17 protein-coding genes and 3 tRNA genes are annotated in these 22,747 nt (G+C 67.9%); 9 read left to right on the top strand and 11 right to left on the bottom strand.

What is annotated here, in order from left to right:
• The first annotated feature begins 52 nt into the window (after positions 1–52).
• Positions 53–128 (top strand) — tRNA-His (locus tag H0B43_RS29495).
• 63 nt (positions 129–191) lie between these two features.
• On the opposite strand, the gene H0B43_RS29490 is transcribed toward H0B43_RS29495, so the two are convergent.
• The gene (locus H0B43_RS29490; protein ID WP_185724702.1) at positions 192–1,427 is read right to left on the bottom strand and encodes an Ig-like domain-containing protein; all 1,236 of its coding nucleotides are present in this window, start codon (positions 1,425–1,427) and stop codon (positions 192–194) included.
• A gap of 289 nt (positions 1,428–1,716) precedes the next feature.
• Between H0B43_RS29490 and H0B43_RS29485 the strand changes: the two genes are divergently transcribed.
• Positions 1,717–1,789: transfer RNA gene (locus H0B43_RS29485), tRNA-Lys, on the top strand.
• Positions 1,790–1,947: 158 nt separating this feature from the next.
• On the opposite strand, the gene H0B43_RS29480 is transcribed toward H0B43_RS29485, so the two are convergent.
• Positions 1,948–2,169, bottom strand: coding sequence for a DUF3618 domain-containing protein (locus H0B43_RS29480; protein ID WP_037236402.1), 222 nt, complete (start codon positions 2,167–2,169; stop codon positions 1,948–1,950).
• Between the two features lie 178 nt (positions 2,170–2,347).
• Here H0B43_RS29480 and bcp point away from each other — a divergent pair, with 178 nt between their 5' ends.
• Positions 2,348–2,821, top strand: a complete 474-nt coding sequence (gene bcp / locus H0B43_RS29475) for a thioredoxin-dependent thiol peroxidase (RefSeq protein ID WP_185724703.1) — start codon at positions 2,348–2,350, stop codon at positions 2,819–2,821.
• Between the two features lie 200 nt (positions 2,822–3,021).
• Positions 3,022–3,711 carry a TetR family transcriptional regulator gene (locus H0B43_RS29470; protein ID WP_072947030.1) on the top strand — a complete coding sequence of 230 codons (690 nt, stop codon included), beginning with the start codon at positions 3,022–3,024 and terminating at the stop codon, positions 3,709–3,711.
• Between the two features lie 68 nt (positions 3,712–3,779).
• On the opposite strand, the gene H0B43_RS29465 is transcribed toward H0B43_RS29470, so the two are convergent.
• On the bottom strand, positions 3,780–4,172 hold the full coding sequence (locus H0B43_RS29465; RefSeq protein ID WP_185724704.1) for a holo-ACP synthase: 393 nt from the start codon (positions 4,170–4,172) through the stop codon (positions 3,780–3,782).
• A gap of 9 nt (positions 4,173–4,181) precedes the next feature.
• Positions 4,182–13,508 carry a type I polyketide synthase gene (locus tag H0B43_RS29460; RefSeq protein WP_185724705.1) on the bottom strand — a complete coding sequence of 3,109 codons (9,327 nt, stop codon included), beginning with the start codon at positions 13,506–13,508 and terminating at the stop codon, positions 4,182–4,184.
• 452 nt (positions 13,509–13,960) lie between these two features.
• Between H0B43_RS29460 and H0B43_RS29455 the strand changes: the two genes are divergently transcribed.
• The 5 genes from H0B43_RS29455 to H0B43_RS29435 all read left to right on the top strand — a co-directional run bounded on the left by H0B43_RS29455 (position 13,961) and on the right by H0B43_RS29435 (position 17,148).
• On the top strand, positions 13,961–14,620 hold the full coding sequence (locus H0B43_RS29455) for a hypothetical protein (protein WP_185724706.1): 660 nt from the start codon (positions 13,961–13,963) through the stop codon (positions 14,618–14,620).
• 313 nt (positions 14,621–14,933) lie between these two features.
• A tRNA-Leu gene (locus tag H0B43_RS29450) sits at positions 14,934–15,018 on the top strand.
• Between the two features lie 117 nt (positions 15,019–15,135).
• A complete protein-coding gene (locus tag H0B43_RS29445; protein ID WP_185724707.1) occupies positions 15,136–16,314 on the top strand; it encodes a hypothetical protein in 1,179 nt (392 codons plus the stop codon).
• Positions 16,315–16,384: 70 nt separating this feature from the next.
• Positions 16,385–16,786, top strand: coding sequence for a transcriptional regulator (locus H0B43_RS29440; protein WP_185724708.1), 402 nt, complete (start codon positions 16,385–16,387; stop codon positions 16,784–16,786).
• On the top strand, positions 16,783–17,148 hold the full coding sequence (locus H0B43_RS29435) for a DUF3817 domain-containing protein (protein WP_185724709.1): 366 nt from the start codon (positions 16,783–16,785) through the stop codon (positions 17,146–17,148). Before H0B43_RS29440 ends, H0B43_RS29435 begins: the two co-directional genes overlap by 4 nt.
• 6 nt (positions 17,149–17,154) lie before the next feature.
• On the opposite strand, the gene rdgB is transcribed toward H0B43_RS29435, so the two are convergent.
• The 7 genes from rdgB to H0B43_RS29400 all read right to left on the bottom strand — a co-directional run bounded on the left by rdgB (position 17,155) and on the right by H0B43_RS29400 (position 22,710).
• Positions 17,155–17,772: an RdgB/HAM1 family non-canonical purine NTP pyrophosphatase gene (gene rdgB, locus H0B43_RS29430; protein ID WP_185724710.1), complete on the bottom strand. Its 618-nt coding sequence runs from the start codon at positions 17,770–17,772 to the stop codon at positions 17,155–17,157.
• A 4-nt stretch (positions 17,773–17,776) separates the two neighbouring features.
• Positions 17,777–18,565, bottom strand: coding sequence for a ribonuclease PH (gene rph, locus H0B43_RS29425; protein WP_005248301.1), 789 nt, complete (start codon positions 18,563–18,565; stop codon positions 17,777–17,779).
• A gap of 45 nt (positions 18,566–18,610) precedes the next feature.
• Positions 18,611–19,369: a cyclic nucleotide-degrading phosphodiesterase gene (locus H0B43_RS29420; protein ID WP_185724711.1), complete on the bottom strand. Its 759-nt coding sequence runs from the start codon at positions 19,367–19,369 to the stop codon at positions 18,611–18,613.
• Between the two features lie 122 nt (positions 19,370–19,491).
• Positions 19,492–20,442 (bottom strand): PLP-dependent cysteine synthase family protein, encoded by a 951-nt coding sequence (locus H0B43_RS29415; RefSeq protein ID WP_185724712.1) that lies wholly within the window; start codon positions 20,440–20,442, stop codon positions 19,492–19,494.
• Between the two features lie 337 nt (positions 20,443–20,779).
• On the bottom strand, positions 20,780–21,448 hold the full coding sequence (locus tag H0B43_RS29410; RefSeq protein ID WP_185724713.1) for a rhomboid family intramembrane serine protease: 669 nt from the start codon (positions 21,446–21,448) through the stop codon (positions 20,780–20,782).
• Positions 21,449–21,467: 19 nt separating this feature from the next.
• Positions 21,468–22,430 carry a PLP-dependent cysteine synthase family protein gene (locus tag H0B43_RS29405; RefSeq protein ID WP_185724714.1) on the bottom strand — a complete coding sequence of 321 codons (963 nt, stop codon included), beginning with the start codon at positions 22,428–22,430 and terminating at the stop codon, positions 21,468–21,470.
• A gap of 7 nt (positions 22,431–22,437) precedes the next feature.
• Positions 22,438–22,710, bottom strand: a complete 273-nt coding sequence (locus tag H0B43_RS29400) for a MoaD/ThiS family protein (RefSeq protein WP_073360260.1) — start codon at positions 22,708–22,710, stop codon at positions 22,438–22,440.
• Positions 22,711–22,747: the final 37 nt, after the last annotated feature.

Genomic DNA, 22,747 nt, shown 5'->3' with positions numbered 1-22,747 from the left:
TAGTATCTTCCTCGCCGAAGTAACCGCCTCCGGACGGTGCCTGAAGCACATGGTGAGTGTAGTTCAGTTGGTAGAGCACCAGGTTGTGATCCTGGCTGTCGCGGGTTCGAGTCCCGTCACTCACCCCATACGGAAAGCCCCCGGCCTCGGCCGGGGGCTTTCTTCTTTGCGATTGGCCTGACGCCCGCCGGTCAGGCGTTCGAGTTGCCGGCCTTCCAGACATCCCACGGGATGTTCCAGTCGCCGAGACCGTCCGTGCCCGACAGCGTGCCGCCCACCGTGTTCTTCACGATCACGATGTCGCCGCGCTTGGTGTTGTCGTACACCCACTTCGCGTTGGACGGGCTGAGGTTCAGGCAGCCGTGACTCGCGTTCGAGTAGCCCTGCTGGCCCACCGACCACGGCGCCGAATGGAAGAAGATGCCGCTGTACGACATTCGGGTGGCCCAGTCGACGGGAGTCTTGTATCCCTGCGGGGAGTTGACCGGAACGCCGTACGTGGACGAGTCCATGACGAGGTTCGCGAACCGGTCGCCGATGATGTACACACCGTTGTCGGTGGGGGTGTCGTCCTTGCCCATCGACGTGGGCATCGTCATGATCACTTCGCCGTTGCGCTCGAATGTCACCTGCTTGGTGTTGTCGTCCGCGGTCGCGACGAGGGCGTCGCCGATGGTGAAGGCGGTGTGGACGTCCTCCTGGCCGTACAGGCCGTCACCGAGATCGCGTCCGTACACGGCAACCTTGACGTCGACGGCGGTGCCGGGCGCCCAGTAGTTCTGCGGACGCCACCGCACCTCGCGGTTGTTGACCCAGTAGAACGCACCCTCGACGGGCGGATTCGTCGTCACCGTGACGGCGGCCTCGGCGGCCTTGCGGTCCGGAATGTTCTCGTCGAACTGGACCGCGATCGGCTGACCGATGCCCACCACGTCACCCTCGGACGGCATCACGTACGGCTTGGTGACGTTGCCGGGCGCGCTGGTGGTGAACGCGGACGTCGAGGTGGTGCCGCCGCCGAGGCCGTTCGCCTTCACCTCGAGCCGGTATTTCTTGTCGTAACCCAGCGGCTCGGTGTTGACCCAGGACAATCCGTCGGGAGCGATTGCACCGTCGACCGGCACGCCCTCGGGGTTGAACATGGTGACCGCGGCCAGGGTGCCGTCGGCCACCGTCACCGTCACCGGCTGTCCCGGTGAGAATCCCACCGCACCGTCGACGGCCGACGCCGTCAGCTTCGGCTTGATGAGCTCGGTGACCGGATTGGAATCGATCGGCGCCTCGCCTTCCGACGTGACGTCGGCACCGGAGACCGTGCACCCCGCGATCGACACTGCGAATACGAGTGATGCCGCCACGATCGTCGCCGTCCTCGAGACGGATCTCACCGATCGCGCACGCATGCGCCCGCCACGCCCCACACCCATGGATAACCCCACTTCACGTCCTCGCTCCGAATTCACGTTCAAGCCGGCACGTCCCTCGCCTTCGCAAGACGAATCGGCACGTCGAGACCGTGTGGTTTCCAATGATGCCAGCCACTGGAGACCGGTTCCAACCAAGCGCCGGGCCGCTCAATAACGTTCGAATATCAATCGTGACCAGGGGCGCTCTTGTTACGCGCCACCCCCGGGAGTGGGTCGCGACGGGGAGTCGCCACCAGGCGATTTGCATTCCCGAGAAGCGACCCGCTAATGTTCTGTCTCGCAAGAGCGAGCGCCTATAGCTCAGTTGGTAGAGCAAGTGACTCTTAATCACTGGGTCCGGGGTTCGAGTCCCTGTGGGCGCACTTGCACGAAGGCCCCCATCCTCTCACCAGGATGGGGGCCTTTCTCGTGTCACCACATCCCACCGTGAGCGCGGGGCGGCCGGATGACGAACGGGCCGCCGGAACGTGAAGTCACTGCGAACTTCACATCCGACGGCCCGTTCGATCGTGAGGGTCGTTCAGCGCAACGCTTTGCGGAGCACCAGGAGCCCTGCCACCGCACCCACGGCGATCAGTCCGTACTTGACCGCCGGCTCGTTCAGCTTGGCGATCAGCGTCCGCTTCGTGTTCTCCACGAGACGCTTCGGGTTGGTGCGGACCGTCAATTCGTCGAGAGTGCTCGCGAGCTGATTACGCGCGTTCTCGATCTCACGCTCGATGCTCTCGGTGTCCCTGGGCACGTGTCCTCCAACTTGTTCGACTTGTTCGATCAGCGAGAGCGACGCTACCGCGGCGATCCCACACTTGCGTCAACCGTAGACGAGAACACGCGACCTGCGACTCCGTCTCCCCCGATCGCGCTTCGGCCCCCATCGCGCTTCGGCTCACGGTCGCCCCTGCCCGGTAGCCTGACTTCTCGTGACCGACAACAACAGACTCGCCCCCGGAGACACCGCCCCCACCTTCACGCTGCCCGACGCAGACGGCAACGACGTGTCGCTCGCCGACTACCGCGGCCGCAAGGTCGTCGTGTACTTCTACCCGGCGGCGAGCACGCCGGGCTGCACCAAACAGGCCTGCGATTTCCGCGACAGTCTCGCCGACCTGAACGGCGCCGGCCTGGACGTGGTCGGCATCTCCCCCGACAAGCCGGCGAAGCTCGCCAAGTTCCGCGACGCCGAGGAACTGACCTTCCCGCTCCTCTCCGATCCCGAGAAGACCACGCTCGAGGCGTGGGGCGCGTTCGGCGAGAAGAAGATGTACGGCAAGACGGTGCAGGGCGTCATCCGCTCCACGTTCCTCGTCGACGAGGACGGCAAGATCGAGGTGGCCCAGTACAACGTCCGCGCCACCGGCCACGTCGCGAAGCTGCGGCGGGACCTGTCCGTCTGACCGGCGCACGGGCGGCTGCGACTCGTCAGCCGTCCGTGAGCCGCCACTGTGGCGGGTCGGAATCGCCCGCACCGCCCGTTGTGGGCCGTCACCATGTTCCCCCGGAGAACGGTGCGACGAGTCGCCACCTCCCGGTGAAACCTGACGCGTCACCGGGAGGGATCTTCGGAATCCGGACGAAAGACGGATAGCCTGGGGCGGTGGAGTCTTCAGTCAGCAAGCAAGCGCCGCGCCGTGTGGACCCGGCGTTGGAGCTGCAGTCGGACCCGCAGGAGCTGTTGCCCCGCAGACGTCCGACCCAGGAACGTAGTCGCCGCAAGTTCGACGCGCTGCTCACCGCGTCGCGGGAGTTGCTGGTGGACGTGGGATTCGAATCGTTCACCTGCGAGGAGGTCGCCGCACGCGCCGACGTCCCGATCGGCACGCTCTACCAGTTCTTCGCGAACAAGTACGTGATCGTCTGCGAGCTCAACCGGCAGGACCTCGTCGGGGTGCAGCACGAGATCGCCCAGTTCAACGGCGAGGTCCCGTCCCTCGACTGGCTGCGGTTCCTCAATTCCTTCGTCGATCACATGGCGGGGTTGTGGACGTCCGATCCGTCCCGGCGGGAGGTGTGGCTGGCGATGCAGTCGACCCCGTCGACGCGCGCCACCGGCGCCATCCACGAGAAGGCGTTCGCGGAACAGGTCTCGCGAATGCTCGCGCCGCTGACCCCGCAGACGTCGCGGGAGCGGCGCACGATGATGGCCGAGGTGCTCGTCCACGTCGTGTATTCGATGCTCAACTTCTCGGTGCAGGACAACCAGAGCCACGCGGACGCCGTCGCCGAACTCAAACGGCTGATGGTGGCGTACCTGCTGGTCGCCGAAAAGGAATCGCGCACCACCTAGGCGCTACGCGCTCGTGCGCCCTTCTGGTTGCCGGAGCTACCAGAAGGGCGCACGAGCGCCGGAGGCGCCTACAGGGACTCGATGACGGCGAACGCGCCGGCCATGTCCCCGTCGTGGGTGAGGGAGATGTGAATCCTCACATCCGTCAGATGCGCGGCGACGTCTCCGCGTAAGCGGATACTCGGTCGTCCCCACGCATCGGTCACCACCTCGATGAGGTGGTGGATCATCTCGGGCAGCACCGGCGGGCTGGCGAAGAGAGACGTCGACCAAGCCTTGATCACTGCCTCCTTCGCAGCCCACCGGGCGGCGAAATGTCTAGCCGGATCGGAGCTCCGGGTCACGGCGTCCCGACGCTCGCCCGGTGTGAAGTTGTCGAGCATTGCCGTCCCTGGCCGGTCCAGCTGCTCGGCGAACTCCGACACCGTCACGAGATCGAAGCCGATCCCCAGAACTCCCATCCGTCGTTCCTACTTGCAGCCGGGCAGACCGGAGCTGTACACGTCGTCCGCTCCCAGGCGCGCGGCCTCGGTGAGCAGGACGTCCGCCTCCAGCTGACGGGACGCTGCGGCCGGGACACTGTCGCCACCGAAGCGGCGATCCGCGGGACGCTCGTACAGGCTGCCGCCACCGACCATGGCCTTGGCCAGGCGACGCTGACCCTCGACGGTGCGCTTGCGTGCCTGCTCGAGGTACGCCTCACGCCTGTCGGCCGGGACGGCCTCGACGAACGCCTGCGGGTGCACGACCGCGACCATGCCCGACACGTGCCCGAAGCCGAGGCTGGTCAGCAGACCGGCCTTCAGCGGGAACTGCTCGCCGAAGCGGAGCGGCTCCCGGGCCCACACGAGGTGTTCGAACTCGGCCATCTTCTCGTCGACGCAGTCCAGGCTGCGGTTCGGAGGCACGATGCCCTGGTCCAGCACCTGGCAGAGACCGATCAGCTGGAACGCTGCGGCACCACCCTTGGCGTGTCCGGTGAGGCTCTTCTGCGAGACGACGAACAGCGGTGCACCGTCGCTGCGGCCGAGTGCCCCGGCGAGGCGCTCGTGCAGCTCCGCCTCGTTGGGATCGTTGGCCGCGGTGGAGGTGTCGTGCTTGGAGATCACCGAGATGTCGTCGGCACTCACACCGAGCTTGCCGAGGGACTGGGCGAGCTGCGAATCCGCTCCCCCACGACCCGCGCCGAGCGCACCGATTCCGGGAGCCGGGATCGAGGTGTGGACACCGTCCGCGAACGAGCCGGCGTAGGCAACCACACCGAGAACGGGCAGTCCCATCTCGAGTGCCAGGTCACCGCGAGCCAGCAGGATGGTGCCACCACCCTGCGACTCGACGAACCCGCCGCGACGACGGTCGTTGGCCCGCGAGAATCGACGGTCGTCGATGCCCTTGGCCCGCATGTCGTCGGTCTTGGCCGTGGCGGACATGTCACCGAATCCGATGATGCCCTCCGCGCTGAGGTCGTCGAACCCGCCGGCGACCACGAGCTGGGCCTTGCCGAGCTTGATCTTGTCGACGCCCTCTTCGACGGACACCGCGGCCGTGGCGCACGCCGCAACCGGGTGGACCATGGCGCCGTAACCGCCGACGTAGGACTGGACCACGTGTGCCGCAATCACATTCGGCAGGGCTTCCTGCAGGATGTCGTTCGGCCGGTTCTCGCCGAGCAGCGTGTCGATGTACAGCGACCTCATGGAGGTCATGCCACCCATGCCGGTGCCCTGGGTGTTGGCGACCAGCGAGGGGTGCACCCACCGCAGCAGTTCGCTGGGCGTGAACCCACCGGTGAGGAACGCGTCCACCGTGGCGACGATGTTCCACAGGCCCACGCGGTCGACGGAGTCGGCCATGTCGGCGGGGATGCCCCACTTGGTGACGTCGAATCCGGTCGGGATCTGACCACCCACGCTGCGCGTGAGCTTCATCTTGCGGGGCACGCGGATCTCGGTGCCGGCGCGGCGCGTGACCTGCCAGTCACCGCTGTCCGGAACCGGCGTCGCGACTGTGTTCTCCGGGTCCGACTCGACGAAGGTCAGTGCCTCCGCCTCGGTGCTGACGACGAAGCTCAGGTCCTTGTCGAGGAAGACCGACGTGAGCAGCGGTGCCGTGTTCTCGATCATTGAGCCGTCGTCCGCGTAGCGGCGGATGCCGCAGTTCTCGACGACCCGATCGTGGTACCGGTCCGCGATCTCGGCCTCCGGAACCAGTTCCCCGGTCTCGGCGTCGTACCAGCCCGCGGACGGCGTGGTCTCCCACACGACGAGTCCGGTGTTCCAGGCGAGTTCGAGAACGCCTGCCGCCGAGAGCTCTTCGTCGACCTCCATCTCGAAGCGGGTGCGCGAGGAACCGAACGGTCCGAGTTCACCGGCACCGACGATGACGACGAGGTCCTCGGGAGCCGCAGTGACGCCGGACCAGGCCGGTGCCACCGACGCGGAGGCCCGCGGCGGGGCCGGCAGTGCGGCGATCGTGTCGAGCGCGTCCGCGTCCTCGTCCGCCTCGGCGGCGGCAGCGGCAGCTTCCTGAGCCTGCTTCGCCAGGGCGGGCAGGTCCAGGTTCGCCTGGGCGAGCCCACCGGTCAGGTCGGCCGCGAGCGGCTCGGTGGAGGCGAGGCGACGGGCCTCGGGCTCGCACCACTGCAGCAGTTCGGTCGCCATTTCCTGGGTGGACCAGGTACGGACACCGGCGCCTTCGACGGCCTCGACCAGCGGGTCGTTGCCACCCATGAGTCCGGTTCCGCGGACCCAGCCGATGAGAGCGTGCACCAGGGTGACGCGCTCGGCCCAGTTGCGCTCGGCCTTCCAGCGGCCGACCACTGCGTCCAGCGCGGCCTTGGCCTCGCCGTACGCACCGTCGCCACCGAACAGACCACGGTTCGGGGAACCGGGCAGGACCACGTGCAGGTGGGTGTCGACGTCACGGTCGTAACCGATCTTCGACAGCCCGCCGATGAGGCGCTCCACCGACCACAGGAGAACACGCATCTCCATTTCGGCGCGGGCGCCGGCGTCGGCGAGGTCGCCTGCCACGCGAGGCGCGGCGAACGGGAACAGCAGCGTCGGGGTGACCGCTTCCTTGACGAGCTTCTTCGATCCACCGGCCGTCTCGTACTGGGCTTCACCGATCCACTCGATGAGCGAGTCGATGTCCGTGTAGGACGCCATGTTCGCGGGAACCACCCACAGGGCGGCGCCGGCGCGAGCCGTGCGGCGGTAGAGGTCGCGGTAGAAGCCGAGACGCTTGTCGTCGAGACGCGAGGTGGTCACGAAGACCGTCGCGCCGCCGGCGAGGAGCTTGCCCGCGACCGAGGCCGCGATGGAGCCCTTGCTGGCACCGGTGACGACGGCGACCTGGTCTGCCCATTCCGGGGTCTCGTCGGTGACGACGACTGCCGCCTCCGCGATGCGCCCGTACTTCTCCGCCAGGGCCGTACGACCCTCGTCGGTTGCGCGGGCCTGCCACCAAGCGGCCTGCGCCGCAACGGACTTGCCTGCACCGGCGAAGCCTTCGATCTCGAGAGACTCGGAGCCGGCCGCGTCGACCCACAGACGAGCCAGGTCTTCGCGGGCGCTGGCCCAGCGGTCGTCGAGCAGCACCGCACGCTTGGCGTCGAACGCCGGAGCGACGAGTCGCGGCCAGTCGGAACCGAGTTCCGCCGACACGAGGTCGACGAGTTCGGTGTCGGACGGCTGCGCTGCCGCCGCCGTGTCGCCGGCGAACCCGAGCTGCTCGAGCACGAGGCGGGCGGCCGAGGCCAGCACGCCGTCGCGACCGGTGATGTGCTCGGTGAACTCACCCAGCGCTGCCGCGTCGACGGTGCCACCGGCGCCGCCACCCGAGGACGGGAGGGAGACGCTGATCCCGCGGCGCGAGGCCACTGCGGCCACCGCGCTGTCGATGACGGCGTCCACTGCGGCACCGTCGGCGAGTCCGCCGCCGGCCAGGCCACCGAGGTCACCGCCACGGATGCTGGAGCCGTCGCGGGTTCCGAGGGCCACCTCGGCGGTGACGTGGTACGCCCAGCCGTCGCCGAGGTCCCAGACCTTCTTCACGCGGTCCGCGATCGCCGCCGGACGACGACCCGAGGGGCCGAAGACCTTGCGGAGGTGATCGTTGATCGAGTCGGACAGCACCGGGCCGAACGGCTTGTACGTGCGGGCCAGCGAGTCGACCGTGCCGGCGAGCGAGCCCATGTCGGCGTCGGCGGCACCGTCGATCGCGCCGAGCGAGAGCTCGGAGCCGAGGTCGACGAGCAGCTGGTTACGCCGCGAGGACACGCCGTCGCACAGCGCCTCGATCGTGTCGACGGGGCCGACCTGATCGGGACGGAGCTTGGTCCACAGGCTGATCAGGACCTTGGTCGCGTCAGCGGCCTTGAATGCGATGTCGTCGGGACGCGGTCCACCGGACGGTGCGGCCGCCGGAGCGGGCGCAGCCGCGGGAGCAGCAGCGGCAGCGGCGGGAGCCGCAGCAGCGGGAGCTTCCGGCTCGTCGTCCTCGACCGGCGCCGGATCGACGTCGGTGGAGTAGACGATGGCGGCTTCACGCTCGATGTTGAGGACCTCGACCGGGTAGCCGAAGCGGCCCGGCAGCTTCAGGGTCTGCGATGCGAGGTTCGCGACGGTCGGGACGGAGCCCAGGCCGATCTCCACGAACCGCTCGACACCCAGTCCACCCTCGGACTCGTCGGCGAACAGCAGATCCTGCGTCTCGATCCACCGCACCGGGCTGGCGAACTGCCAGGCCAGGAGCTCGGTGAGGACCACGCGGGTGAGCTCGACCGGCTTCTTCGCCCAGGAGTCGAAGTCCTTCAGCACCTTGTCGAGGGGCTTCGACGGGACCAGGTCGGCGATCTCCTGCACGAACTCCTTCTTCAGGGAGAACGGCTTGGGAACCAGGTTCGGGATGTACCGCCCGATCAGGATGGCCGGGTCGATGTCCTTGGGGAGCAGTTCCTCGAGACGGCCGCGGAAGTCGTCGACACCGCCACGCAGCACCGTGGAGTGGAACGGAACGTCGATGCCCGGAACCATGATGTAGGCGCGCTTGCCACCGAAAGCCTCACGGCGGATGTCGATTTCGACCTCCAGCGCGTTGAGTCCGGCGACCGTACCGGCGATAGCGTACTGCGAGCCACGCAGGTTCAGGTTCACGATCTGCAGGAACTCACCGGTCGCCTCGGCGACACCGGCGACGAAGGCCTCGACGTCGTCGTCGGCCAGACCGATCTGCGACGGGCGGATGGCGGCCATCCGGTAGTCGGAACGGCCCGCCTCGTCGCGGGGAACGAGTGCGTGCATCGCGGAACCACGCTGGAACACGACCTCGAGAACCGCTTCGAGCGGCAGCACACCGGCGACCGCGGCGAGAGCGTTGTACTCACCGACCGAGTGGCCTGCGAGCAGCGCACCCTCGACGAAGGCACCGGACTCACGGAGCTCGGCGACCTGCGCCACACCGAGGGTCGCCATCGCGACCTGGGTGAACTGGGTCAGGTGCAGGACACCGTCCGGGTGCTTGTGCTCGACACCGCGGGCCTTGACGACCGTCGGGTTGTCGCGGACCACGGCGAGGATCGAGAAGCCGAGGGCCTTACGGGTGTGCTTGTCGGCGCGGTCCCAGATCTCGCGGGCGGCCTTGGAGCGGGCGCGGGCGTCGAGGCCCATGCCGGGACGCTGGATGCCCTGTCCGGGGAACGCGTAGACGGTCTTCGGAGCCGCGGTGCGACCCGTCGCGACCATCACCAGTTCACCGTCGATGCGGCATCCGACCTCGACGATCTCGGCGCCACGGTCCACGGCGACGCGGTCGACACGGACGTCGATCTCGGCGCCCGGACGAACCATGCCCAGGAAGCGTGCGGTCCAGGCGGTGAGACGACGCGGCGGCGTCTTGGTCTCGGCCGGGTCCACGGCAGTGACGACCTGCTGGGCGGCGGCGGAGAGCCACATCCCGTGCACGATCGGGCTGCCGAGTCCGGCGAGCAGTGCCGCGTTGTCGGAGGTGTGGATCGGGTTGTGGTCGCCCGACACCTGGGCGAAGGAGCCCATGTTGCGGGGAGCGACGATCGTGGTGTCGCGGCGACGGCGACGCGGGGTGTCGACGGCCTCGTCACTGAGCGAGCCACCGGCGCGGGCCGGGTCGGACAGTTCGCCCTTGCCGGTGCGGCCACGGATCGCGAAGCGCTCCGACAGGGTCACGACGGCAGGCGCGTCCAGGCCCTCTCCGAGCATGGCGCCGACCTCGACCTTGACCTCGACCACGCGGCCCAGGTCGGTGTCGAGAACCGAGGCGACCTCGGCCTTGACCACGAGAATGCTGGTCTCCGACGGCAGTCCGCCGACGAAGTCGACGCTGTGGTCGAGGTGGACCAGGTCCAGCATGCCTTCGATGACGGAGAGCGAGTCCTCGGTCTTCGCGGCACCGAGCACGGCGAACACGGCGGGCCAGCAGGCACCGACGACGACGTCCGGGACAGCCTTGCCGCTGACGCTCAGCGTGGTGGGCAGACCCGAGCCGGTGACACCGGCGTGGTCGGCGATCAGGTCGGGCGTCCACGCCAGGTTGAGCCGCGCGACACCGTTCTTGACGGCGGGCAGTTCCTGACCGGCGGCGACCGCGAGGAGCGCCGTCATCGACTTCTCCGCGTCGGCCTCGGTGACCACGGGGGCGCCACCGTCGGCGACGGATGCGGGAACGGTGATGGTGATCTCGACGGACTTGCCGGCCACCAGCGGAACGGTGAGGAGCACCTGACGGTCCTCGATCACGGACAGCTCGGCACCGGTGGTCTCGTGGACCGCGCGGGTGTCGGACTCGACCGACCACTTGTCGAGGTCACCGAGCCGGCGAACCGGGTTCAGGGTCAGGCGCGAGGCCCACTGGATGTCGGGAGCCGACAGGACGGTGTCCAGGAGACCGCGGGCGATGTCCGCATGACGGCGCGCGAGCAGCGACTGCGGCGCGGCACCGGCGGTGACCAGCTCGTCGTAGGTGGCCTTCTCGAAGCGGTCCAGCAGTTCTCCGACGGGCTCGTCGGCGCGGGTGATGCCCGCGACGGCGACGGTGCCGGGGATGATGCAGACCTGGTCGGCCGTGTAGCGGGGATCGTGCGCCTGCCACAGCGAGTCGGAACGCCACCAGCGGCGGACGTCACCGTCGACGACGGGCACGAAGTTGACCGGCTTGCCGGGGGTCTTGCAGAGCGAGACGAAGAACGAGACGTCCGCGGGGTGCAGAACCGTGGTCGCGTAGTCGGGGAACTGTGCCTGCAGGGCGCAAATGGCGGCCTCGGGACGCTCGAGGATCGCGTCGTCGGCGAACAGGGTGGGGATGGGACCCCGGTCGACCGGGTGCAGACGCGACTCGGTGCGCTGCAGCATCTCCCCGAAACGCGCACGCCAGGTGATGTCGATCCACGGGCTCTCGGAGGCCTCGGTGATGGCGTCCTGGAGGTCGGAGCCGCAGTCGAATGCCTTCGCCGCGTCGATTCCGACGGCCAGCTCGAGGTAGCGGCGCAGCCACTGCTCGTACGTCATCGTCGCGACGTCGCCGAAGTACGGCTTGGCCGTGACGTTCAGTGCCTCGATGATCTCGTCGCGGCGCTCGGCCACGGCGTCGGAATCACCGGCGACCTCGTCGAGCAGGCGACCCGTGCGGGACGCGGCGTTGTCGATCTCGTGGATGTCGGCGCCGAGCTGGCTACGGCCGGAGGCCATGCCGCCCTCGGCGGTGCCCGCACCGACCCAGTCCGGGGTACCGGGGGTGTCGACGAGGAGCTGCTTCACCTCGGGAGAGGTGGTCGCCTCGAGGGTGGCCATGGCGGCCGTGCCGACCAGGATGCCGTCCAACGGCATGGCCGGGAAACCGTGCGCGACGGACCAGCGACCGGTCAGGTAGTCGGCAGCCTGCGCGGGCGTGCCGATGCCGCCACCGACGCAGAGGACCAGGTTCGGCCGGGTACGCAGCTCGGCGTAGGTGTCGAGGAGAAGGTCGTCCAGGTCTTCCCACGAGTGGTGGCCACCGGCGCGGCCGCCCTCGATGTGGGCGATGACGGGGAACGAGGGAACCTCGTTGGCGATGCGGATGACCGAGCGGATCTGCGCGACCGTGCCCGGCTTGAACGCGACGTAGCTGAAGCCGGCCTCGGTGAGGTCCGCGATGATCGAGACGGCGTCCTCGAGCTCGGGGATGCCGGCGGTGACGACGACGCCGTCGAACGGTGCACCCGCGGCGCGGGCCTTCGGGACGAGGCGCTTGCCACCGACGTGGAGCTTCCACAGGTAGGGGTCGAGGAACATCGAGTTGAACTGCACGGCGCGGCCCGGCTCGAGCAGCCCGGTGAGCTTCTCGACGTTGTCGGCGAAGATCTGCTCGGTGACCTGGCCACCGCCGGCGAGCTCGGCCCAGTGGCCTGCGTTGGCGGCTGCGGCGACGATCTTCGGGTCGACCGTGGTCGGGGTCATGCCGGCGAGCAGGATCGGCGAACGACCGGTCAGCTTCGTGAAGGCGGTCTCGACTCCGATGCGACCGCCCGGCAGCGACACCGGCTTCGGGAGGAATTCGGTCCATGCGGCGGGAACCTCGGGGGTTGCGCCCGGGGTGAGGAGGTTGCGGTTGCCGCCACGGGTCGCGGCGGCGACGATGCCGACGCCCTGGCCGCGGACGCCGGCCGAGGTCATGCGGGTGAGGAGGTCACCGGGTCCGAGGTCGAGGATCCACGCGGCACCGGCTTCGATGGTGCCGTCGACGGCGTCGACCCAGTCGACGGGATCGACGAGGCAGGCGCTCGTGAGGGCGCGGGCCTTCTCCTCGTCGAGACCGCAGCGCACGGCCCACTGGCCGACGATGTCGATCGTCTCCGCGAGCGCGGGGTGGTGGAAGCCGATCTCGACGGTGAGGGGCTCGAAGACGGGCGCGAAGATGGAGCCGCCACGCTTCTTGGCGTCGCGCTCACGGGCCTCGTCGGCCTCGATCTGCTCGCAACGCTGCTGGACGCGTGCCAGCTGTGCCGGCGGGCCGGACAGCACGACGCGACGACGGGCGTTCCGGATGCCGAGGACGGCAGCGCGCTCGGGCTCGAGACCTTCCGCGAGCTCCGCGACGATCTGACGGAGCCGTTCCGGGTCGACGTTGGAGACAGCCAGCATCGGGGTGGAGTCGGCGGCCGCGATCACTCCGCGACGACGGCCGACCAGACCGGCGGCTGCACCGATCAGCTGAGCGAGAGCGAGGAGTTCGCCGTCCTTCTGACCGGAGGCGGCAACGGCCTCGGCGGCGAGGAGCCCCTGGGAGTGGCCGATCACCGACACGGGAGCCGTCACCGCGGGATCGAGACCCTGAGCTGCCAGCGCACGCAGCGCTGCGATCTGGGTGAGGAAGACGCCGGGGAGAGACACCGCCGCCGAGGTGAGTGCGGCCGCCGAGGGTCCGGCCGCCTGAGCGCCGTCCTCTTCGTCGGCAAGTTCCTGCTCGAGGATCCATGCGATGGGGTCGAAACCGACCGGGCGCACGACGAGGAGTTCCTGCGCCACGGGGGCGAGGTAGTCAGCCGCGTCGTTGACGATCGTGGTAAGTGCCGGCTCGAGTCCGTTGTCGCGGCTCAGTTCCTCGAGCGAGCTCAGCCAAGGCGCACCCTGACCGCCGAAGGCGAGCGCGTAGGGCTCACCTCCGAGCAGACGATCCACGAGGGTGCCCTTGCTCGACGACCGAGTGTCGTCCCGGTCTACGCCGATGCGCCGCGAACCCTTCGAGTTGCTTCCGTTTCCTGCGGGTGTCGTGTCGTCAATCGTCACGCGTATGTCCTCTCCTGGTCCCCTCTGGGGGGAGGTGGGGATAGTGTCTGCCGCCCTCGGCGTCGTGTGCCTGCTGTATCGGCTCTGATCAGCTGTTCCGGGCTGCTCAAGGTTGACACAGAATCATGAGGATTTCCTCACGTTCAAAAGCCGCAGGGGTGTCACGGCCACGCATCGGAGAAATATCGCGTGATGTCGCTCACAGACCTTCCGCGAAGTGACCGACGGGTAGATCGCGTCGTCGCTGGACGTGGCGGTGCAAGGACGTCCAAGAACCTGAGGAAAGCCTCACGTTAATCGTTATCAATTCGTTACCGCCTTGACGAAGTGCCTGGTTCATGCACGTCTGCGCCCCAGGAGGCGGGCCCCGACGGCAGCAAATGCGAACATGTCGGAACCTCGCACTAGTGTTCGAACAACGTTCGACCGACAGCCATTCTCCGGGGGAAGAAATGAGCACTGCACACGTCCGCGCCCTACTCGACCACATCGACGCCGAGCTGCCGAGGGACTCGTGGCCGCACTGGACGGAGGGATGGCCGCAGGAGATCGAAGCCGGTCTCCTCGATGCGGCGTTCACGGCCCGCGCCACGTACGGCACGCCCACCTCGGGCGTCCGCGCCGTCATCACCCGCTGGCGCGATCACCGCACCGTGCCTCTCGACGACCTGACCGCACTCGCCGCGCACGCCGACGACCCCGAGGGCCTTCTCGAGATCCTGGGCAACAGACAGCGAGTCTCCGGGAACTACACCACCAAGGCGGAGGCCGTCGCGACGGCAGCACGCGCGCTCACCGAGCTGGGTTGCATCACCTCGGCCGACCTCCGCGACGACGACGCACAGCGGAACGCGCTCGTCGGGGTGCCCGGGTTCGGCATCGCCACCTGGGAGTGCTTCGCCATGCAACTCGGCATACACACACCCGAATCTCGAGAATTGTTGTGCGACTTCGTCAATGAGGCACTCGAACTCGAGTCCCCCGCCTCCGCGACACAGGCCGAAGACCTCGTCGCCGCCGCAGCAGCACGGCTGGAGATCACCTCTGCCGCCTTCGCCCACGCCGTCTGGCGATACCAGCGCGCGCAGCGGCGAGTGGCGGGTGCGCGATGAAGTACACGCGAGAGGCGCTCGAGAACGCGGTTGCAGAATCGACGAGTTTCGCCGGCGTCATGCGACACGTCGCACTTCACGGGTCAGGCGCACACCAGGGGGTTACCTGTCCGAAACCGAATGACGTGGCAGGAGATACTGATCCGCCGCCCAGCGAACAGCCGTCGCGCTGCAGCTCACCTGCTGCGACGGGCCCCAACTGCCACAGCCAGACCGGCAACGTGGGCGGGGCGCAAGAGCGGCGACGGCGACGAGCGCGCCGGTTGACTGTGCGTGCGGGGGTGCCTCGGTCATGGCGTAGTCTGTGCTTCGCGCGCGAGTGGCGTAATTTGGCAGCCGCGTCAGGTTTAGGTCCTGGTGTCCGAAAGGACGTGGGGGTTCGAGTCCCCCCTCGCGCACTTTGTCGGTCTTTGCCGAGTCAGTGACCGTGTTCCGACCAGGTTCGGGGCGGCCCGCAATACATCCCCTGCGATCCGCCTTTCCGCACGCCTTCTCGTCAAAGGAGTATTTCCGCCATGTCGTCGAAGTCCGTGACAATCGCGCTTCTCCCCAGCGAGCCTTCCCAGGCACGCGCCGAGGTCTCGTGGGGTGGTAAGAAGCTCGAGGTCGAAACCTCGGCCAACATCTCGCTTGCGCACGGCATCGAACCGTGGGTGTATCCCGCAGCACTGGTGGGGATGAAGCGGGGCATGCCGGTGTCGACCGACGAGCCGGTTGACTCCGCAGTCCTGACGGGCGTCGAGAAGGCCCAGTCGCTACTCGACTCCTGGTACGGCGACATGCGGGCGGTCGAAGTCCACGCCGAGCTGTCGACGGTTGCCGAGTGCCCGGACGGGCGCGGAGTCGGCTGCTTCTTCAGCGGCGGACTCGACTCGTTCTACTCGGCGATCAAGCACAGCGACACGATCACGCACGTCATCTTCGTGCACGGGTTCGACATCATGCTCGATAACGAGAAGCTGTTCCTCGAGACGGTGACCGCTATGCGTCGTGCGGCCGCCGACCTCGGCAAACCGCTGATCGAGGTGCGCACGAACCTCCGTCATCTCCACTTCCTGAACGGTGTGGACTGGGGCAGGGCATCGCACGGCGCGGTCCTCGCGCATGTCGGACTGCTGCTGTCCGAGCACCTTCACACCGTGATCGTTCCGTCGAGCTACGCCGAGTCCAACCAGGAGCCGTGGGGCAGCCACCCCGACCTGGATCACCTGTGGGCCAGCAGTGCGGTGCGCTTCGAGCACGACGGAGTCGAGGCCACCCGGCCGCAGAAGGCTGCCGGGATCGCGCAGTCACCGGCCGCCCTCGACAATCTGCACGTCTGCTGGACGAATTACGGAACCGACTACAACTGTGGAAAGTGCGAGAAGTGCGTGCGCACGATGATCAACCTGCGTGTCGCCGGCGCGCTGGACCGCTGCCCATCCTTGCCGGACGAGATCCCGCTCGACGTCATCGGTCGCACCCGTCTCGATCACGGCGCGAAGCAGTTCGCGCAGGAGAACCTGGACGCCCTGCGGGCATCGGACATCGATGATCCCGCGCTCGAAGAGGCACTGGAGAAGGCGATGAACCCGAGCGCCGTGAAGCAGGTCGAACTGTCGATTCATACCGCGCTCCGCAACGCGGAGCTTGTCGCGACGGCACTGGTGGCGAAAAGTTCACGCAAGGTCCGGCAACTCGTCGGGCGCGGGTGACGAATGTGACCGCCGCCATAGCGGCAACCTCTCCTAGCAGCGCATTCGGCGATTCAGGTACCGTCGTTACGTGTCCGGAAACCGTAGGCAACGCCGCCCCGCGCTGATTCTGTTCGTGGCCGTCGGGGCTGCGGGGTGCCTTGCACTCGGCTGGTGGCAGTGGACACGTTTCGAGGCGGTGGGCGGCACCGGTCAGAATCTCGGCTACGCATTCCAGTGGCCCCTGTTCGCGGCGTTTCTCGTCTACGCCTACCGCCGGTTCGTCCAACTCGAAGATGCCGAACCGGCCGACAGGGCCGACGTCCCGGATGCTCCCGCCGAGCTGCGGGAGATCCCGGCAGACATCCTGCCCGCTCGCCCCTCGATCGCCGAGGACGAGGATCCGGACGACCTCGAGAGCCTGCAGATTTCGCAGTACAACCAGTACCTCGCCGAGCTGTCCGCTCGCGAGACCGATAGGAGCACCACGTGAGCACGGGCCAAGACGAGACGATTGCCGGTTCGGTCGCAGACACCGCGAAGCAGAAGAAGATCGCTGCCGCACTCCTGCGCTACCGCGTCCTCGCCTACGCCACCGGCGTGTGGCTGCTGGTCCTGACCGCAGAGGTGGTCGCCAAGTACATCTTCAAAGTCGACAACCTGCCCACCTGGATCGCCGTGGTCCACGGCTGGGTGTACTTCGTCTATCTGCTGGTGACGCTCGACCTGGCAGTCAAGGTGCGCTGGCCCGCGGGCCGAACGGTCGGGACGCTCCTCGCCGGCACCATTCCGTTCCTGTCGTTCTACGTCGAGCACCAGCGGACCAAACAGGTCCGCCACGACTTCGGTCTCTGACTGCGCTCAGCGTCCGCTGAGCGCGGCCAGGGCGGGGACCAGCTGAATCAGGGCGCGTCCTCGGTGCGAGGACGCGTCCTTCTCCTCGGGTGACAGCTGCGCGGCCGACCGGGTGTCTCCCTCGGGCACGAACACGGGGTCGTACCCGAATCCGCCGTCGCCGACGGGTTCACGGGCGATGCTCCCCCGCCATTCGCCCCGGACGACCGATTCTTCGCCGCCGGGCACCACGAGCGCGCACGCCGAGACGAATGCCGCTCCCCTGCGCTCGTCGGGCACATCGCCGAGCTGCGCCAGGACGAGCGCCGTGTTCGCGGGATCGTTTCCGTGCGTACCCGACCACCGCGCGGACAGGATGCCCGGCATGCCGTTGAGGGCATCCACCTCGATCCCGGAATCGTCTGCTACACAGGGCAATCCGGTTGCCGACGCGCCGTCCCGCGCTTTCGCGAGGGCATTCTCCTCGAACGTCGCACCGGTTTCGGGGGCCTCGGGGTACTCGGGCACGGCGTCGAGCCCGACCAGTTCGATTCCGTCGACACCCGCCGCCGCGAGCACGCGATGCAGTTCCCGGAGTTTCTTCGCGTTGCGGCTGGCGACCAACACCCGTGTGGTTTCCGGCACCGGTCTAACTCCCGAACTTCTTCTTCGACGTCTCCGGGACCTTCGGCTCCGGCAGCACACCGGGGTAGGGCAGTTCGAGCGCGGCCTTCTGGATCTCGAAGAGTTGCTCGCACCCGGCCAACGCCGAGTCCAGGAGTTTGTCGAGCGTGCTTCGCGGGAAGGTCGCGCCTTCACCGGTGCCCTGGATCTCGACGAGGGTGCCGGTGTCGGTGGCCACCACGTTCATGTCGACCTCGGCGCGCGAATCCTCCTCGTACGGCAGGTCGAGGCGCACCCGGCCGTCGACGACACCGACGCTCACCGCGGCGATACCGCACGAGATCGGCTGAGGGTCGGCGAGGCGGCCGGCGGCGCGGAGGTAAGTCACCGCGTCGACGAGAGCGACGTAGGCGCCGGTGATTGCGGCGGTGCGGGTTCCACCGTCGGCCTGCAGGACGTCGCAGTCGAGGGCGATGGTGTTCTCACCGATGGCGGCGAGGTCGATGCAGGCGCGGAGAGAGCGGCCGACCAACCGGCTGATCTCCTGGGTCCGCCCACCGACCTTGCCCTTGACGGACTCTCGGCCGCTGCGGGTGTGGGTGGCGGCAGGCAGCATGGCGTACTCGGCCGTCAGCCAGCCGAGTCCGGAGCCCTGACGCCAGCGGGGAACACCGTCCTCCACACTGGCCGTGCACATCACCCTGGTGTTGCCGAATTCCACCAGCACCGATCCCGCGGGATGAGTGGTGAACCCCCGGGTGATCTTGACCTCGCGGAGTTCGTCGTCCGCCCTACCGTCTTCTCGTGTGGTCACAGCGCAGAGCCTAGTCGCCCCGCTGTGGGGCGCGGGCACACGGCTTCAGACGGTGTACACGCCGCCTGCGGACACGGCGTGGACGGGGCCGGAGAATTCGGCCTTGGCCTCGGCGATGACGTCTTCACGGGACGTCCACGGCGGGATGTGGGTGAGCAGGAGTTCGGCGACACCGGCGCGGTGCGCGACCTGACCGGCCTCGGTGCCCGACAGATGGATGCCCTCGGGGCGGTCCGGGCTGTGCGTCCACGACGCCTCGGCCAGCAGCACGTCGGCATCGCGGGCCAGTTCGATCACTTCGTCGCACATCCCGGTGTCACCGCTGTAGACGAGGGTGCGTCCGGCACCGTTGGTGAGGCGGAACCCGTAGGCCTCGGGCGGGTGGTTGACTCGGCGCGCGGTGATGGTCAGGTCACCGAACGCTACCGGCTCGCCGTCCACCCAGTGATGCAGGTCGATCGTGTCGGAGATGTCGTCGATGTCGCCGCCGCACTCCGCGGATGCGACGCCGATCCGGCGCGCGGTGTCGGACGGACCGAAGACGAGTGCGCGACCCTGGGGCGGGCGCGGATGGTAGCGCCGCCAGACGAGCAGTCCCGGGAGATCCAGGCAGTGGTCTGCGTGCAGATGGCTGAGGAGGACGGAGACCTCGCCGGGATCGGCGAACCGCTGGAGCGCACCGAGGACACCGGGTCCGAAGTCGAGTACCAGCGGCGGTGTGTCCGGCGCGGTCAACAGATAACCCGATGCAGGTGAGTCAGGTCCGGAGACGCTCCCTGAACACCCCAGGACGGTAATGCGCATACCCGCCATGCTGCCACGACGACCCGTCGTGGAAAAAGCTTCCGACCGAATTGGCGCGTCGACCTCACAACCGATGGGGAACTGTGACCTGACCACGGCGATCTACCGAACTTCCGGCGCCGTTACCGTTCCCATGCCTCTTCCAGTACCCGGACTTGCGCGTCGTAGGTACCGGTGGACAGGTACTTCCATCCGCCGTCGGCGACCACGAACGCGATGTCGGCGCGCTCCCCCGCCTCGAGGGCGCACCGGGCCGCGTCGAGTGCCGCATGGAGATTCGCGCCGGTGGAGGTGCCTGCGAAGATTCCCTCGACGGCGATCAGCTCGCGGGTGCGCTGGATCGCCTCGGCGTGGCGAACCCGGAATCGCCGGGTGAGGACCGATTCGTCGTACAACTCCGGCACGAAACCCTCCTCGATGTTGCGAAGACCGCACACCAGCTCCCCGAAGCGCGGTTCCGCGGCAACGATCTCGATGTCCGCGACGTGCTCGCGGAGGAACCGGCCCGTCCCCATCAGGGTTCCCGTGGTGCCGAGGCCCGCCACGAAGTGGGTGATCTCGGGCAGATCGCACAGGATCTCCGGCCCGGTGGTCTCGTAATGCGCCATCGCGTTGGCGGGGTTGCCGTATTGGTAGAGCAGGACCCAGTCCGGATTCTCGTCCGACAGCCGCATCGCGACGGCCACGGCCTCGTTGGAACCGCCCGCGGCCGGCGAGTCGATGATCCGGGCGCCGAACATCGTGAGCAGTTGGCGGCGCTCCGCCGAGGTGTTCTCGGGCATCACGCAGATCAGCTCGTAGCCCTTCAATTTTGCGGCCATCGCCAGCGAGATACCGGTGTTGCCGCTGGTGGATTCGAGAATCGTCGCACCGGGGGTGAGCCGGCCGTCCCGCTCGGCCTGCTCGATCATACGCAGCGCCGGGCGATCCTTGATCGAGCCGGTGGGATTGTGGTCCTCGAGCTTGGCCCACAAACGCACCGGGCGGCTGCCGTTCCAGGAGGGCGACAGCCGGGGCAGGCCGACGAGAGGGGTGTTTCCGAGCGTGTCGATGTACGAGTCGAACCGTGCCACGGCAGCGATCAGCCTTCTGCGACTACGCAGCGAACGGACGGACAGTCGCCGTCGACGTCGACGGTCGGAATGGTGACAGCCATGATCTGCTCCTGTGGGTGCGGATGGGTGCGGCGACGGAGATCCGCCGCTGGCAACGCAGTCGGCGACACGGTGCGTGCGGACCCGCGAGTTCGAACCACACCAACCGGCCCCCGTGATGCCACTGTCGGCAGCTCCGAGCTACGCGGTTCCTACGGTGCCCGGATCTCGCGAGGAGCCTACCAGCAGGCCGTTCGGCCAGCCGTCCGTTGCGGAGTACACGCCGGTAGACCGCATATTCGTCGCCTGGAGACGATCAGCCGAACGACTGCGGCCCCACCGCTTTCTGCGTGCGCTGCTTCCTCGCATCCGAGGAGAGCAGCCAAGCTGCGACGACCCCGCCCATGGCTCCGAACAGATGCCCCTGCCAGGACACGCCCGGCGCGCTCGGCAGCACTCCCCACAGCAAGCTGCCGTAGACGACGAACACGACCAGACCGACGAGGATCTGGCCGATGCTGCGGGCGAATATTCCCCGGACCAGCAGGTACGCGAGCCAGCCGAAGATCAGGACCGAGGCGCCGATGTGGTTGGAGTAGGACCCGCCGGTCAGCCACGTGCCGAGACCTCCGACGACCCAGACGATCCCGGTGGCCGCGAGACCGCGGGCGATGCCCGACAGCAGCACGAGGAACCCGAGGACGAGCAGCGGGACGGTGTTCGCGAACAAGTGCGCCCAATCGTCGTGTAGCACCGGGGCGAACAGGATCCCCCACAATCCGTCGATCGACCGCGGTTCCACACCGTTCCGCTCGAGCCGCTCGCCGGACAGGACGTCGACGATCTCGATGACGTACAGCAGCATGGTGAAGCCGCCGACGAGGATCGCCGACTGCAGCCACAGCGGCCTCGACTTCGGCGACGGCGTCGTGCCGCCCCGCGGTACCGGCGACCCGAAACGTGAGGAGTCGAACGAAGAAGTCATGATCTGCGCACCGCCGTCGTCATGCCCACAACTGTCCTTCCAGTGCTTCTTCCGCTTCCTCGACCGTACCGCCGTACGCGCCGGTCGACAGATACTTCCATCCGCCGTCCGCGACGATGAACGCGATGTTCGCCGTGCGTTCGGCCTTGACCGCTTTGCGCGCCACTCCCAGCGCGGCGTGGAGGATCGCGCCGGTCGAGATGCCGGCGAAGATGCCTTCGTTGTCGATCAGCTGCCGGGTCCGGCGGACCGCGTCGGCGGGGCCCACCGAGAACCGCGAGGTGAGGACGGACTCGTCGTACAACTCGGGAACGAAGCCTTCGTCGATGTTGCGGAGGCCGTAGACGAGTTCCCCGTATCGCGGTTCGGCGGCCACTATCTCGATCCCGTGGACGTGTTCGCGCAGATACCGGCCGACGCCCATCAGGGTTCCGGTGGTGCCGAGACCGGCCACGAAGTGGGTGATCTCGGGGAGGTCGCGCAGGATCTCGGGGCCGGTGGTCTCGTAGTGTGCCAGCGCGTTCGCGGGATTGCCGTACTGGTAGAGCATCACCCAGTCGGGATGCTCCGCGGACAATCCCTTGGCCACCGCGACAGCCTGATTCGAGCCGCCACGAGCCGGTGAGTCGATGATCTCCGCTCCGAACATCGTCAGCAGTTGCCGGCGTTCCACGGACGTGTTCTCGGGCATGACGCAGATCAGCCGGTAGCCCTTGAGTTTCGCGGCCATCGCCAGCGAGATCCCGGTGTTCCCGCTGGTCGGTTCCAGGATCGTCGCGCCCGGTGTCAAGGTGCCGTCGTTCTCGGCCTGTTCGATCATGCGAAGCGCGGGCCGGTCCTTCACCGAACCGGTGGGGTTGCGGTCCTCGAGCTTCGCCCACAACCGGACCGGTGACGTGCCGTTCCAGTCCGGCGACAATCGGGGCAGCCCGACGAGGGGGGTGTCACCGAGGGTGTCGATCAGCGAATCGAACCGCGCCACGCCGCGATCAGCCTCCCGCGACGGCGGGCAGGATCGTCACCGAATCTCCGTCCGCCACTTCGGTGTCGAGTCCACCCGAGAACCGGACGTCCTCGTCGTTGACGTAGACGTTGACGAAGCGGTGCAGGCGACCGTCGTTGATCAGGCGGTCCTTGATCCCGCCGTAGTGGCCGTCGAGGTCGTCGATGACGGCGGAGAGTGTGGGACCTGTTGCCTCCACTCGCTTTTCGCCGCCGGTGTGGGTACGCAGGATGGTGGGGATCGAAACTGTGACAGCCATGGCCGGCTCCTCGGGGTGTGGGGTGTCTTCCTGCCGC

Origin of the sequence: Rhodococcus sp. 4CII (assembly GCF_014256275.1) — a bacterium.
Classification (GTDB): domain Bacteria; phylum Actinomycetota; class Actinomycetes; order Mycobacteriales; family Mycobacteriaceae; genus Rhodococcus_F; species Rhodococcus_F wratislaviensis_A.
The sequence above is the reverse complement of the archived record's forward strand: the minus strand, read 5'-3'. Positions and strand labels throughout refer to the sequence as shown.